The sequence below is a fragment of the Azospirillum brasilense genome, from assembly GCF_008365405.1.
GTDB classification, from domain to species: Bacteria; Pseudomonadota; Alphaproteobacteria; order Azospirillales; family Azospirillaceae; genus Azospirillum; species Azospirillum brasilense_D.
In genome coordinates this window covers 38213-52326 of sequence record NZ_QOKV01000011.1, presented here as the reverse complement: position 1 = coordinate 52326, position 14114 = coordinate 38213, and the positions used below count along the sequence as shown (strand labels likewise).

Below are 14114 nucleotides of genomic sequence, written 5' to 3'. Positions count from 1 at the left end.
ACCGTTGGTGCACAGCGGAACGCCACTTTAAGCTGATCAGGGGGGTACGGCGAGAAACGATTTGTTAGACCAATGGCCATAGGCCAAGGTTTCAAACCGGGAAGGATCGGCCGAGGGCGTCGGCATCGCCGTTCACGCGAAGCGCTTCGCTCCGGCGACGCACAGCACGATCAGCCCGGTCACGGCGATCATGCTCCAGGCCACGGGCTCGTTGAGCAGGAGCCCCGCCAGCGACAGCCCGAAAAACGGTTGGAGCAGCTGCAGCTGCCCGACCCCGGCGATGCCGCCGAGCGCAAGGCCCCGGTACCAGAAGACGAAGCCGACCAGCATGCTGAAGACGGAGACGTAGGCGAGGCCGATCCAGGCCGGAGCCCCGATGCCCGCCCAGGCGTCCGGCATCGTCGCGAGCGCCACCCCGGCCATCACCGGCATCGTCAGCACGAGCGCCCAGGAAATGACCTGCCAGCCGCCGAGACGGCGCGACAGCACCGCGCCCTCGGCGTAGCCCAACCCGCAGAGCAGGATGGCCGCCACCATCAGGCCCGCCCCGGTGAGCGACGCCCCGCCGCCCTGCGCCAGGGCGAAACCCACGACGGCGAGGCTGCCCAGGACCGAGAACAGCCAGAAGACCGGCTTCGGCCGCTCCCGGCCGCGCAGCACGCCGAACAGGGCGGTGGAGAGCGGCAACAAGCCGATGAAAACCATGGAGTGCGCGGAGGTGATGTGCTGCAGCGCCAGCGCGGTGAGCAGCGGAAAGCCGACGACCACGCCGAGCGCCACGACCACGAGCGGTGCGAGATCGCGGCGCAGCGGGCGGGCCTGTCGCAGCACGGCCAGCAGGGCGGCCGCCAGCACGGCGGCGATCAGCGCCCGGGCGGACGTCAGGAAAAGGGGCGTGAAACTCCCCACCGCGACGCGCGTCGCCGGCAACGACCCGCTGAAAATGAGCACACCCAGCAACCCGCTGCCCCAACCCGCCGTCGCCCACCGCATCCCATCGTCCTTTCCGGTCCCATGCCCGTTGCTGGGCGAACCTAGCGCGGCGGGCGCTGGCGGAGACAGCAACGATCCCATACAATTTCACCAAACTGTACTGGTACCGAGAGGGCTACAGATGCCGAAGGCGGCGCAATGACGAGCCGAATGGGCACACGGACCGGCGAGGTGATGGACGCGATCCGCCAGAGGATGGCGGACCGCCGGCTGTCGCCGGGAGACAGGCTGCCATCCATCCGCCGCTTCGCCACCATCATGGGCGTGTCGCCGTCGACCGTGGTGGAGGCTTACGACCGTCTCGCCGCGGACGGTGTTGTCCGTTCGCGGCCCGGTTCCGGCTTCTACGTCTCCGGAGCCCTGCCGCCGCTGGCCCTGGCCGAGGCCGAACCGCGCCGCGACCGGGCCATCGATCCCTTCTGGGTGTCGCGGCAGTCGCTCGACGCCGGAGCGGACATGCTGAAACCCGGCTGCGGGTGGCTGCCGGCGGACTGGATGCCCAACGCCGCCCTGCGCCGCGCCATCCGCCGCCTCGCGCACGCCGACGACGCCGTTCTGGCGGACTACGGAAGCACGCGCGGCTCGCTCGCCCTGCGCCGGCTCCTGGCGCGGCAGTTCGCGGAAGAGGGGATCGCGGCGGGAGCCGACCAGATCCTCCTGACCGGATCGGGAACCCAGGCAATCGACCTGATCTGCCGCTTCCTGCTGCGCCCCGGCGACGCGGTGCTGATCGACGACCCTTGCTATTTCAACTTCCAGGCCCTGCTGCGCGCCCATCAGGTCCGCATCATCGGCATTCCCTACACGCCGAACGGGCCGGACACCGCGCTCTTCGCCGAAGCGCTGGCCGAGCACCGCCCACGCCTCTACATCACCAACTCGGCGCTCCACAACCCGACCGGCGCCACGATGTCGCCGCAGACGGCGCACCGGCTGCTCACTGCCGCCGCCGCCCATGACGTCACCATCGTCGAGGACGACATCTTCGCCGCTTTCGAACCGGACCCCTCACCGCGCCTCGCCGTCCTGGACGGGCTGACCCAGGTCATCCGGATCGGCAGCTTCTCGAAAACGCTCTCCGCCTCGGTCCGCTGCGGCTACCTTGCGGCACGGCCGGACTGGGTGGAGGCACTGGTCGATCTGCAGGTCGCGACGAATTTCGGCGGTCCAAGCCCGGTCGCCGCCGAACTCGTCCTGATGACCCTCGGCGACGCCGGCTATCGCAAGCATCTCGACGGGCTCCGCCGCCGCCTGACTCGGGCGCGGCGCGAGACGGCGGACCGGCTGGCGGCCATCGGCCTGCACCCTTGGCTGATGCCGCGCGGCGGCTTCTATCTCTGGTGCGGCATGCCGAACGGCCGGGACGCGGCGGACGCGGCGCGGGCGGCGCTGGACGAGAGGGTGGTCCTCGCGCCGGGCAACGTCTTCAGCGTGAACCAATCGGCCGCCGGCTGTCTGCGGTTCAACGTCGCCCAGTTGAGCGACCCGCGCGTCTTCGAGGTTCTGAGCCGCGTGACGGCGGTGCAAGGGTGAGTTCCCCTTCGACGACCGATGCGCGGCTGCCCGTCCTGCGCTACCATGGACCCTGGAGCCACTATAGGGTCATGAGGGATTTTGATGGTGCAGCAGGATCTGTCCATCGGCGCGCTTGGCAAGCTGACCGGCACCAAGGTCGAGACCATCCGCTTCTATGAGAAGATCGGCGTCCTGCCGGCGCCCGCCCGCACGGCGGGGAATTATCGCAGCTACGGCCACGACCATGTGCGGCGGTTGACCTTCGTGCGGCGGGTGCGCGATCTCGGCTTTCCGCTGGACACCGTCCGGGCGATGCTGGACCTCGCCGACCAGCCGGACCGCCCTTGCGGGGAGGTCGACGCCCTGGTGCTCGAACAGCTTCACGAGGTGGAGCGGAAGATCGCCGATCTGGAACGCCTGCGCGGGGAGCTGGACCGGCTCGCCCACCAGTGCCGGCGCGGTGGCCGGATCGCGGAGTGCCGCATCATCGAGGCGCTGTCGCCCCACCACGAGGATGGCCGCTGCTGCCCGTAACCCGGCAGGACCGGAGCGCCCGGACACGAGATCCATATCAGGAACCGAGACATGGCAGCCATCACCCGCGCGGATCTGGAGAACCATCAGGTCGCCGTCTATTTCGCCGCGGTCGCCGCCGGGCTGCTCGCCGCCGCCGTCGTGCCGGGCGACGCCTGGGGCGCGGCAATCAACCCGTCCCTCGCCGCGCTGATCTACGTCACCTTTCTTCAGGTCCCTCTGGCCGACCTGCGGCGGAGCGTCACGAACGCCCGTTTCCTGCTGGCCCTGCTTCTGGTCAATTTCGCCGTCGTCCCCTGCGTTGTCCTCGGCCTCGTTTCCCTTTTGCCAGCGGACCCGTCGGCGGTGCGCCTCGGCGTGCTGCTGGTGCTGCTGGCGCCGTGCATCGACTATGTCGTCGTCTTCACCCATCTCGGACGCGGCGACGCCCGGCTGGTGCTGGCGGCCACGCCGGTTCTTTTGCTTGTCCAGATGCTGCTTCTGCCCATCTACCTCGGCCTGTTCGCCGGGGAGGGAGCGGCGGCGCTGATGCAGCCGAAACCCTTCATCGACGCCTTCGTCTGGCTGATCGCGGTGCCCTTGGTCTTGGCCGGAGCGACGCAGGCCTGGGCGGCGCGCGGCGGTGCCGGACAAGCCGCCGCGACCACCATGGCGTGGCTGCCGGTGCCGCTCATGGCGGTGGTGCTGTTCCTCGTCGTCGCCGCGGTCGCCGCCGACGTGGCCGCCCAGGCGCGGGCCGTGGCCCTCGCCGTGCCGCTCTACATCGCCTTCGCGGTGGTGATGCCATACGCCGGGCGGGCCGTGGCGCGCCTGTTCCGGTTGGAGACCGAGGCGGCACGGGCCGTCGTCTTCAGCGGCGGCACCCGCAACTCCCTGGTCGTCCTGCCGCTGGCCTTCGCCGTTCCGGAGGGCGGGACGTTGGTGCCGGCGGTCGTGGTGACCCAGACCCTCGTGGAGCTTGTGGCCATGCTCACCTACGTCCGCTGGGTGCCGCGCCTCGTGTCCGCACGCTGAGCCTGTGTCGCGTCCTGCCTGCGAACGCGAAACAACGGCGGCTTCCCGGGCAGCGGCAAGCCACCCTGTCATCGCACTCGCCCGCCCGCGCCGGTAATGGCACTCTGGGAGGAGCGGCGGATTTGCGGATAGGGTGTGTGGATCGTGCTTCACCATGATTTGGCGACGCTTCGGCTGTTCGTGAAAGCGTGCGAGCTGAAAAGCCTGAGCCGCGCCAGCGAGGCCCTGAATCTCGCGGTGTCCGCGGCCAGCCGGCGCATCCGGCTGCTCGAGCATGACGCCGGAATGCCGCTGCTGAAGCGGCGCCCGCACGGCATCGAACCGACCCCAGCCGGGCTGCTCGTGCTCCGCTATGCCCACGACATGGTCTATCTGGGGGCGCAGCTTGAGGCGATGCTCGCCGAATACCGCTCCGGCGTGCGCGGTCACGTCCGCGTCTACGCCTCCTCCTCGGCGCTGGTGGAATGCCTCGCCGCGGATCTCTCGCGCTTCGCCGCCGAGAATCCCGGCATCAAGCTGGAGCTGGAGGAACGCCCCAGCGCCGACACGCTGGACGCGCTGTACCACAAGAAGGCCGACATCGGGGTCATCGTCGGCGGCCGGGGAACGGAGGGGCTCGTCCGCTACCCCTATGCCAAGGACCGGCTGTGGGTGGCGCTGCCGCGCGGGCATCGGCTGGCCGACCGGCCCAGCCTGCGCTTCGCCGAGCTTCTGGACGAGGAGCATGTGGCGCTGGAAGGCGGGACCGCCGTGCATGGACTGCTGGCCGAGCGGGCGCGGGCGGAGGGCCGCTTCATCAAGGTGCGCGTCCAGGTCCGCAGCTTCGAAGTGATGTGCCAGATGATCAGCCTGGGGCTGGGGGTCGGCGTCCTGCCGAAGCGCGCCGTGCTGCCTCTGTCGAACGCGCTCGGCGTGGAGCTGGTCGCCCTCGACGAGGAGTGGGCGGAGCGCAGTTTCGAGATTTGCGTCCGCTCCCTGGACGCGCTGGATGCGCCGAGCCAACGGCTCCTGGACTTCCTGCGGGAGCAGGCCGTGCCGAAGCCATGATTTCGAAAAATTCGAAATCAGGTGTGTCGCAATTGTTCTTCTAGCCAACTGTGCAGACCCTCATCATCAGGTCCGGCGATGAGGGAGTGGGCCGAATGTCCTGGACCATCCAGAACCCCGATGTTCTTGACGACCCCCACGGGGGCGGGCGCGGTTTCGCGGATTGGAGCGGCCTTCCACCGACGGCCCGCGCGGACGCCGCCGCGGCCTGCGCGGCCTGGGCGCCGGAGGTTCAGGCCCGCTTCCGGTGCTTCGTCGAGTTTGGCACCTCCGAAGCGGACGCCGCCGGCCCGCTGGCCGGCCTGCCCTACGCCGCCAAGGACATGTTCGACAGCGTGGGGCGTTCGCCCGGCTGCGGTCTTCCCGGTGCGGCGGAGGACGCCGCCCCGGCACCGGAGCGGGCAGCGGCGGTGCTCGAACGGCTCGACGGGGCCGGGGCGCGACGGATCGGTTTCACCACCATGACGGCTCTGGCCTACGAGCCTTCCGGCGTGGGCAAGGCGCTCAACCCCTGGAACCGCGAGTTCGTGCCGGGTGGGTCCTCGTCCGGATCGGCGGTCGCGGTGGCGGCCGGCGCGGTGTTCGCCGCGCTGGGATCGGACACCGCCGGGTCGCTGCGCATCCCGGCGCAGGCGTGCGGCGTTACCGCCTGGAAGCCGACCTACGGCGCGGTCCCGGTCGCCGGGGCGATGACCCTGGCCCCCAGCCTCGACACCATCGGACTTCTCGCCCGCAGCGCGCGCGATATCCGACTCATGGCGCCCGTACTGGCGACGGACATGGAGTTCCTATCCGAACCGCCGGCCCGCGTCGCCCTCCTGTCCGACGCGGTCGAGGCGTCCGAAGCGCCGATCCAGACGGCTTGCCGCGAGGCCGTGGAGGCCCTCGCCGCCTGCGGCGTCTCACTGGAACAGCGGCCGGGCCTGCCTGCCATCGAGGCGCTGTCCGACCCCCTCTTTCTCATTCTCCAGGCCGAAGCGGCGGCCCAGCATGGCGGGCTCTCCCTCGCCGCGCGGGACCCAAACCTCGCCCGGCGGCTCGCCAAGGGCCGGGACATCGCACCGGACCGCCTCGTGGCGGCAAAGGCGGCGCTGTCCGGCGCCACGGCGCCCGTCCTGGCCAAGCTGTTCGGCGAGGCCGGCGCCCTCCTGCTGCCGGTCATGCCGATCCGCACGCCGCCGGTCGCCGTGGCCGATCCGGCTTCCCCGGACTTCCACGCGGCGACGCTCTACCGGCTCAGCGCCTACACCCGTTTCGTCAACGCCCTCGGCCTGCCGGCGGTCGCCGTGCCGGCCGGCTTCGACGACCGAGGGATGCCGGTGGCGCTCCAGATCGTCGGCCGTCCGGGCGCGGACGGCGCGCTGCTGGCGCTCGCCGCGGCGCTGCAGGCGCGGACCGGCTGGCACCGGCGGCGGCCCAGCGACATCACCGATTTTCCCAGCCCTCTTGCAGAGCGTGGCTCATGACCCGATCCGAACCCGCAAAAGCTCTTGAGCACATCCGAGTCCTGGATCTCACGCGTGTGCGCGCCGGCCCGACCTGCTGCCGCGTGCTCGCCGACTTCGGGGCCGACGTCGTCAAGGTCGAGGCGCCGCCGGGCGTCGACCGCAACGAGGGGATGAGCGGCCCCCGCCACGGCTACGACATGCTGAACCTGCACCGCAACAAGCGGTCGCTGTCGCTCAACCTCCGCACCCCGCAGGGCCGCGACCTGTTCCTTGAGCTGGTGCGCACGGCCGACGTGGTGGTCGAGAACTACCGGCCCGACGTGAAGGACCGCCTCGGCATCGGCTACGACGCGCTGCGGGCGGTGAATCCGCGGATCATCCTGGCCTCGATCTCCGGTTACGGCCAGTCCGGCCCCTACCGCGACCGCGCCGGCTTCGACCAGATCGCCCAGGGCATGGGCGGCCTGATGAGCGTGACCGGCCTTCCCGGCCAGGGACCGGTCCGGGCGGGCATCGCGGTCGCCGACAGCGCCTCCGGCCTCTACGCCGCCATCGGCATCCTGGTCGCCCTGTCGGAGCGCGAACGCTCCGGCGAGGGACAATGGGTCCAGACCTCGCTTCTGGAATCCCAGATCGCGCTGATGGATTTCCAGGCGGCGCGCTATCTGGTGGAGGGCGAGGTCCCGCAGCCGGCGGGCAACGACCACCCCTATTCGACCCCCATGGGCGTGATGGCGACGGCCGACGGCCACCTGAACATCGGCGTCGGCGGCGACGGCCAGTGGCGGTCCTTCTGCCGGGCCATCGGGCGCGAGGATCTCGCCGACGCCCCCGAATTCGCCACGCAGGAGCAGCGCTTCCGCAACCGCCCGACGCTCAAGCCGCTGCTGGAGGAGGTGTTCCGCACCCGCAAGACCGCGGACTGGCTGGAGCGGCTGGAGGAGGAAGGGGTTCCGGCGGGGCCGATCTACCGCATGGACGAGGTCTTCGCCGACCCGCAGGTCGGGCATCTCGGCATCGCCGTGCCCTGCGAGCATCCCGCCCGCGGCGCCATGCGCCTCGTCGGCCAGCCGGTCGGCCTGTCGCGCACCCCCGCCCGCATCGAGCGGCCCGCCCCCGACGCGGGCGAGCACACGGCGGAGGTGCTGGGCGCCATCGGTCTGTCCCCGGCGGACGTCGCCGCCCTCAAGGCGCAGGGGATCGTCTGATGGCCGAGCAGGAACCGGGAGCGGTTGGCGGCGTGGTGGGGCTGGAGGTGTCGGGTGGGGTCGCCCGCCTGACGCTCGACCAGCCCCGGCGGCTGAACGCGATGACGCTGGAGATGTGGCGCTCCCTGCCCGAGCGCATCGGCCGCGCCGTGGCCGACCCCGCGGTCCGCGTCCTGCTGGTCCGCGGTACGGGGGAGCGCGCCTTCTCCGCCGGGGCCGACATTTCCGAATTCGGCACCGTCCGCGCCGACGCCGCCCAGGCCGCCGCCTACGAGGAGGCGGTGTCGGCGGCGACCGAGGCGCTTCTCGAAGCCCCGGTGCCGACGGTCGCCGCCATCCGCGGCATCTGCTTCGGCGGCGGGCTGGAGCTGGCGCTGTGCTGCGACCTGCGGCTCAGCGACGACGGCGCGCGGTTCCGCATGCCGGGCGCCCGGCTCGGGCTCGGCTACGGCTTCCCCCTGGTGCGCCTCGTCGTGCAGCGGATGGGTGCCGCCGCCGCCGCCGACCTGCTGTTCAGCGCGCGCATCGTGACGGCGGACGAGGCGGCGAGCCTCGGCATCGTCCAGCGCGTGGCCGCCGCGTCCGCCTTCGACGGCGCGGTGGAAGACTATATCGGCCTGATCGCCGGAAACGCGCCGCTGACGTTGCGCGCGGCGAAACGGGCCATGCTGGAAGCGCTGCGGACCGACGGTCCGCCCGACACCGAAGCGGTGGACGCGCTCGTCGCCCGCTGCTTCGCCAGCGCCGATTACGCGGAGGGGCGTGCCGCCTTCGCGCAAAAAAGAGAACCCGATTTTAAGGGAAAGTAAGGCGGAGGATCGGCCCCACGGGGCGGCGAACCATAAACAGGGAGACAAGTCATGAACTGGAAGCATCTGGGTCTCAACACCATCGGCGCGGTCATCGCCGGATGTCTGGCGTTGTCGCCCGCCGCGCGCGCGGCGGAACCCGCTCCCCTGCCGAAGCCGGTCGAGCTGACGGTGGGTTATCAGAAGGTGGGCCATCTCGCCCCGGTGGTGATGATCACCGACGACCTCAAGAAGCTCGGCGTCGAGCTGAAGACGGTCGAGTTCGCCCGCTACGCCGACGCGCGCACGGCACTCCTCGCCGGCTCCCTCGACATGGCCACCGTCGGACCGGCCGACCTCGCGATCTCGCTGGCCCAGGGCGCCACCGACATGGTCGGCATCATGGGCGTCGGCAGCTCCCCGAAATACGTGATCGGCCGCAAGGGCGTGAAGCTCGACAGCTGGGATGACCTGAAGGGCAAGAAGGTCGCCATCGCCCCCGGTTCGGCGGTGTGGTTCCAGTTCGCCGCGACCCTGACCGAGAAGAACATTCCCTACAACAGCTTCCAGGCCGTGAACATCCAGGGCGGCGGCGCCAACTTCGACCAGGCCCTGCAGCGCGGCGAGGTCGACGCCATCGTCACCTGGGAGCCCTTCGAATCCATCCCCGTGATGGAAGGCTACGGCTTCTTCGCCAAGAATCTCGAATACAGCCAGTCCAAGTCGGTCGGCGCCGAACTCGGCATGCTGGCCGCCAACCGCAAGTCGATGGCCGAGAAGCGCCCCGCCATGGAGCGCTTCGTCTGGGCCTATCTGCAGGCGCAGAAGACGCTCGCCGCGTCGCCGGACGCGTTCACCAAGGCCTACGCGTCGCTGACCGGCCTCGACACCAAGCTCGCCGCCGAGGCGTCCAAGGTGATCGAGCTTGGCTCCGTCACCACGGTCGACCAGATCAAGCGTCAGGCCAAGGCCTTCAACGAGCTGGGCGTGATCCCGAAGGACGTGTCGGGCGACATCGAGAAGTACTGGGACGCCTCCTTCGTCGAGAAGGCGCAGTGATTTGGAACGCCGCCGCCCGCTTCGGCGGGCGGCCTTCCGACAGCGTGGCGGCCGACAAGAATGGCGGAGGACTGGAGAGATGAATGACGCGCCCGCAAGAGCTCTGGACGCGGCCCCCGTGCCGGCGGCTCCGAAGGTGAAGAGCCGGGGCCTGTTCCCGGCGGGCCGCACCGGGGCGGCGATGCGCGCGGCGCTGCTGCCCGTCCTGGTGATCGCGGCGTGGCAGCTCGCGGGATCGGGCGGCTCGCTGGCCGGCGGAGTCCTGCCGACGCCCGACCGGGTGTGGGAGGCCTGGATCGTCTGGGCCTTCGGCCCGCAGGGCATGGGCCTCAACCCCTACAGCGGCACGTGGCTGAGCAACGTGCTGTTCTCGTCGATGCGCGTCGCCCAGGGCTTCGTGCTCGCCATGGCCATCGGCATCCCCGCGGGGGTCATGATCGGCTGGAGCCGCGCCGTGTCCGGCACGGTGGATCCGACGATCCAGCTTCTGCGCCCCATCCCCATCACCGCGTGGCTGCCCTTCTCCATCGCCGTGTTCGGCATCCAGGACATGGGTGCGATCTTCCTGATCGCTCTCGGCGGCTTCTACCCGATCGTGGTGAACGCGACGCACGGCGCCCGCGACGTCGACCGCAACTGGATCCGGGCGGCCGAGATGATGGGGGCCAGCCGGTTCGACGTGCTGCGGCGCGTGGTCCTGCCGGCGGCGCTGCCGGCCATCTTCACGGGCCTGCGCATCGGCCTGGGCATCGCCTGGACGGCGGTCATCGTCTCCGAGATGGTCGCGGTCAAGTCGGGGCTCGGCTACGTGCTGTGGGACGCCTACTACGTCGGGCGCATGGACGTGGTCATCGCCGACATGCTGTCGATCGGGGCCATGGGCCTGCTGAGCGACCGCCTGATCGTCACCGTCGAGCACTGGGCCCTGCGCTGGCGCCGGCTCCAATCCGCCTCGCGCTAAAGCACGGAGACACACATGGGCACCATACGTTTCCGCGAGGTCGTGAAGACCTACCCCGGCAAGGAGCCGGTCGTCGCGCTCGACCGCGTCAATCTCGACATCGGCGAGGGCGAGTTCGTGGCTTTGCTCGGCCCCTCGGGCTGCGGCAAGTCCACCCTGCTCAACCTGATCGCCGGCTTCGAGGACATGACCTCCGGCGCGCTGACCTTCAACGGCGGCACGGTCGACAGCCCCGGCCCGGAACGCGCCGTCGTCTTCCAGGAGGCGGCCCTGCTGCCCTGGCTGACGGTGGAGCAGAACATCGCCTTCGGGCCGAGCGTCCAGAAACGCCCGCGCGCCGAGTACGAGCCGAAGATCCGCGAGCTGCTCCGCATCGTCGGGCTGGAGCGCTTCGCCGACTCCCTGCCCTCGCAGCTCTCCGGCGGCATGCGCCAGCGCGTCGGCATCGCCCGCGCCCTGGTCATGGACCCGAAGGCGCTGCTGATGGACGAGCCGTTCGGCGCGCTCGACGCCCAGACGCGCATGAGCATGCAGCAGCTTCTGCTGGACGTCTGGCAGTCGCTCGGCACCACGGTGCTGTTCGTCACGCACGACATCGACGAGGCGATCCTGCTCGCCGACCGCATCTGCATCATGTCGGCCCGGCCGGGGCGGATCACCCGCGAGATCACCGTCGATCTGCCGCGGCCCCGCTCGGTGGATCAGCTGACCGACCCGGCCTTCATCCGGCACAAGGCCGCCATCATGGCCGAGATGCGCGCCGCGCAGAAGGAACACGCATGACCAACCCCCGGATCAGCTACCGCCTGTCCGACACGCGGCCGGCGCTGCCCGACTTCCAGGGGCGGCGGATCATCGCCCATCTGGTCGTCAACGTGGAGAACTGGCGCTTCGACGAGGCGATGCCGCGCACCATCATCACCCCGCCCCACGGGCGGGAGACGGTGCCGGACGTGCCGAACTTCAGCTGGGCCGACTACGGCATGCGCAGCGGCCTGCCGCGCATCCTGACGCTGTTCCGCGACCGCGGCGTGCCCGCCTCGACCAGCCTCAACGCCGGGGTCATCGACGCCTACCCGCAGGCCGCCGAGGCCATGCTCGCCGCCGGCTGGGAGTTCATCGGCCACGGCATGCACCAGAAGGCGATCAACCACGCCGGCGACGGCGAGGAGGCGCTGATCGAGGCCGCCCTGGACCGCATCCAGCGCTTTACCGGCAAGCGCCCGCGCGGCTGGCTGAGCCCCGGCCTGCGGGAGACGGTGCAGACGCCCGACCTGCTGCGCCGCCAGGGCATCGACCATGTCTTCGACTGGGTGGTGGACGACCTGCCGAGCTGGATGCGCACCGCGCACGGCCCGCTGCTCGCCATGCCTTACAACCTGGAGATCAACGACTCCATCGTCTACGCCATCGAGAAGCACGCGACGGGCGAGATGCTGAGCCGGCTCGGCCACACCCTGCAGCTGTTCGAGCGGGAATGCGCGGAGAACCCGCGCGTGCTGGCCATCGGCCTGCATCCGCACCTGATCGCGGTGCCGCACCGCCTGCACGAGCTGGAAGCCATGCTGGACCTGTTGCAGGCCTCGCCCAACGTCGCCTTCGCCACCGGTCCGGAGATCGCCGACTGGTACGCGGCGGCGGAGCCGGCAACCGAACAGGCGGAGGGCTGAGCGATGGATTTGAACCTGTCCGGAAAGCGGGTCCTCGTCACCGGGGGCTCGAAGGGCATCGGGCTCGCCTGCGCCGAGGCCTTCGCCGCCGAGGGCGCTCTGCCCGTCCTGGTCGCCCGCGACGCGGCGGCGCTGGAAACCGCCGCCGCGGGCATCCGCGCGCGTCACGGCGTGGCGGTCGAGACGATGGCCGCCGACCTCGCCAACGGGGAAGCCCGCGAACGCCTCGCCGCGGCGCTTCCCGGCATCGACGTGCTGGTCAACAACGCCGGGGCGATCCCCGGCGGCAGCGTCCTCGACCTCGGCATGGTCGAATGGGAAGCGGCGTGGCAGCTGAAGGTCTTCGGCTACATCCACATGACGAAGCTCTTCGTCGAGGCGATGCGGCAGCGCGGCGGCGGCACCATCGTCAACGTCATCGGCATGATGGGCATGACGCCGCGCTGGGACTACGCCTGCGGCTCGGCGGGCAACGCGGCGCTGATCGCCTTCACCCAGGCGGTGGGCGCCCGCAGCACCGACTGGAACGTCCGCGTCTTCGGGGTGAACCCGTCGGCGACGCGCACCGACCGGGTCGCGGCGGTTTACCGCAAGCGCGCCAAGACGCGCTTCGACGACGAGGAACGCTGGGCCGAAGCCCTGGGCGATCTTCCCTTCGGACGCCTCGCCGAGCCGTCCGAGATCGCCTCCCTCGTCACGCTCCTCAGCTCGCCGCGCGTCGCCTACCTGTCGGGCTCGGTGGTCGACATGGACGGCGGTGGACGGTTCCGCTGAACCGGATCGCGCGATGGCCCTCCCCGGTCAAGCCGGATGGGCCATCGACGCGTCCGCCGTGACGCTCAGGTCCAAACCCGCTCCGTGCCTTGTCGATGGAGCGTCGATGTCGATGGATCGTCCGTGAGCCGTCCTTGCGGTCAGCCCCGGGCGCGACGCGCACGCCACAGCAGCGCCAGCGTCACCGCCAAGCCGGTGGCCAGGACCGCAACCGCCGGCGACGGCGCCCACCCGAGCAATCGGGTGAGGCCGTGGATCTGGGCGGTCACGCCCTGCGCCTGGGCCGCCACGCCTTGCGCTTGCTCGGCAAGGTCCTGCACCTGCCGGGTCACCTGCAGCACCGGCGCCATCACCTCAGCCACCACGCCGAGCGAACCGCCGAGCGCCAGCGTCCCTGCGGCGGCACCGACAGCGCCGGCAGGCACGGAGGGCGCCGCCGGCTCGACCGTCTGCGCCATCGGACCGTCGTCGAGCGCACGGCGCCAGTCCGCCCCGCGGAACAGCAGTTCCTCGGCACGCCGACGCCGCACCAGACCGGGCAGCACCCGACCGCCGCCATAGACCCACGCGCCGAACTCGGCGGCGGCCCCGGCGGCATCACCGGCGTTCAGCTTGCGCAGCAGGGTCGAGGGCTTTCCGCTGCGCAGGCGGACGAAGCCGTCCTTCCCCGGATCCTTGCCCTTCCTGGACCGGCCCGGCCCGACGTTGAAGACGAAATCGATCAGCGCGGCCCGCTGCCCGTCGGTCAGGGGCACGGTCACCGCACCGTCCACCACCGTGGCCGCCTCGACCAAGTCGCCGGCGAGCAGGCGCTCGGCCTGATCGGTGGTTATGGTGTCGCCCGCGGTCACGGCCTGCGTGTGGCCGTAGCCGATGGTCCACACGCCGACCGGGCAGCGGTACGCGGTGCGGGACAAGCCTTCGAAGTGGCGGGCCAGATCGAGGGCGGCAGGCGGGGGAGCCGCCCGAAGGGTGGCAGTCATGGTCACTCCTGTGGTGATTCAAGTCTGTTATCGTTCCAGCCCGAGAGGGACCGCGCCCGCAGGGTGCTCGAAGGGGCACCCTCGAACCCCACCGGTTTCAGCCGCCCCGCGGTTCTGGAA

The 14114-nt window shown here is 70.7% G+C and carries 14 protein-coding genes; 12 read left to right on the top strand and 2 right to left on the bottom strand.

Annotated elements, in window-relative coordinates:
• Positions 1 to 132: 132 nt before the first annotated feature.
• Positions 133 to 993, bottom strand: coding sequence for a DMT family transporter (locus DS837_RS17590; protein WP_149165948.1), 861 nt, complete (start codon positions 991 to 993; stop codon positions 133 to 135).
• A 150-nt stretch (positions 994 to 1143) separates the two neighbouring features.
• Here DS837_RS17590 and DS837_RS17585 point away from each other — a divergent pair, with 150 nt between their 5' ends.
• The 12 genes from DS837_RS17585 to DS837_RS17530 all read left to right on the top strand — a co-directional run bounded on the left by DS837_RS17585 (position 1144) and on the right by DS837_RS17530 (position 13011).
• Positions 1144 to 2526: an aminotransferase-like domain-containing protein gene (locus DS837_RS17585; RefSeq protein ID WP_247889994.1), complete on the top strand. Its 1383-nt coding sequence runs from the start codon at positions 1144 to 1146 to the stop codon at positions 2524 to 2526.
• Between the two features lie 84 nt (positions 2527 to 2610).
• Positions 2611 to 3042, top strand: coding sequence for a MerR family transcriptional regulator (locus tag DS837_RS17580; RefSeq protein WP_149165946.1), 432 nt, complete (start codon positions 2611 to 2613; stop codon positions 3040 to 3042).
• A gap of 51 nt (positions 3043 to 3093) precedes the next feature.
• Complete coding sequence (locus DS837_RS17575) at positions 3094 to 4056, top strand: bile acid:sodium symporter (protein WP_149165945.1); 963 nt, start codon at positions 3094 to 3096, stop codon at positions 4054 to 4056.
• Positions 4057 to 4200: 144 nt separating this feature from the next.
• Positions 4201 to 5103 carry a LysR family transcriptional regulator gene (locus tag DS837_RS17570; protein ID WP_149165944.1) on the top strand — a complete coding sequence of 301 codons (903 nt, stop codon included), beginning with the start codon at positions 4201 to 4203 and terminating at the stop codon, positions 5101 to 5103.
• Between the two features lie 95 nt (positions 5104 to 5198).
• The gene (locus DS837_RS17565; protein ID WP_149165943.1) at positions 5199 to 6569 is read left to right on the top strand and encodes an amidase family protein; all 1371 of its coding nucleotides are present in this window, start codon (positions 5199 to 5201) and stop codon (positions 6567 to 6569) included.
• A complete protein-coding gene (locus tag DS837_RS17560) occupies positions 6566 to 7759 on the top strand; it encodes a CaiB/BaiF CoA transferase family protein (RefSeq protein ID WP_149165942.1) in 1194 nt (397 codons plus the stop codon). Before DS837_RS17565 ends, DS837_RS17560 begins: the two co-directional genes overlap by 4 nt.
• Positions 7759 to 8568, top strand: a complete 810-nt coding sequence (locus DS837_RS17555) for an enoyl-CoA hydratase (protein ID WP_149165941.1) — start codon at positions 7759 to 7761, stop codon at positions 8566 to 8568. Before DS837_RS17560 ends, DS837_RS17555 begins: the two co-directional genes overlap by 1 nt.
• Positions 8569 to 8619: 51 nt before the next feature.
• Positions 8620 to 9606, top strand: a complete 987-nt coding sequence (locus DS837_RS17550) for an ABC transporter substrate-binding protein (RefSeq protein ID WP_149165940.1) — start codon at positions 8620 to 8622, stop codon at positions 9604 to 9606.
• 79 nt (positions 9607 to 9685) lie between these two features.
• Complete coding sequence (locus DS837_RS17545; protein WP_170295893.1) at positions 9686 to 10567, top strand: ABC transporter permease; 882 nt, start codon at positions 9686 to 9688, stop codon at positions 10565 to 10567.
• A 15-nt stretch (positions 10568 to 10582) separates the two neighbouring features.
• On the top strand, positions 10583 to 11350 hold the full coding sequence (locus DS837_RS17540; protein WP_149165939.1) for an ABC transporter ATP-binding protein: 768 nt from the start codon (positions 10583 to 10585) through the stop codon (positions 11348 to 11350).
• Positions 11347 to 12237: a polysaccharide deacetylase family protein gene (locus DS837_RS17535; protein WP_149165938.1), complete on the top strand. Its 891-nt coding sequence runs from the start codon at positions 11347 to 11349 to the stop codon at positions 12235 to 12237. Before DS837_RS17540 ends, DS837_RS17535 begins: the two co-directional genes overlap by 4 nt.
• A 3-nt stretch (positions 12238 to 12240) precedes the next feature.
• Positions 12241 to 13011, top strand: a complete 771-nt coding sequence (locus tag DS837_RS17530; protein WP_149165937.1) for a short-chain dehydrogenase/reductase — start codon at positions 12241 to 12243, stop codon at positions 13009 to 13011.
• 140 nt (positions 13012 to 13151) lie between these two features.
• Here the strand turns inward: DS837_RS17530 and DS837_RS17525 are convergent, their stop codons facing one another.
• Complete coding sequence (locus DS837_RS17525) at positions 13152 to 13994, bottom strand: lysozyme (protein ID WP_170295892.1); 843 nt, start codon at positions 13992 to 13994, stop codon at positions 13152 to 13154.
• Positions 13995 to 14114 lie beyond the last annotated feature (120 nt).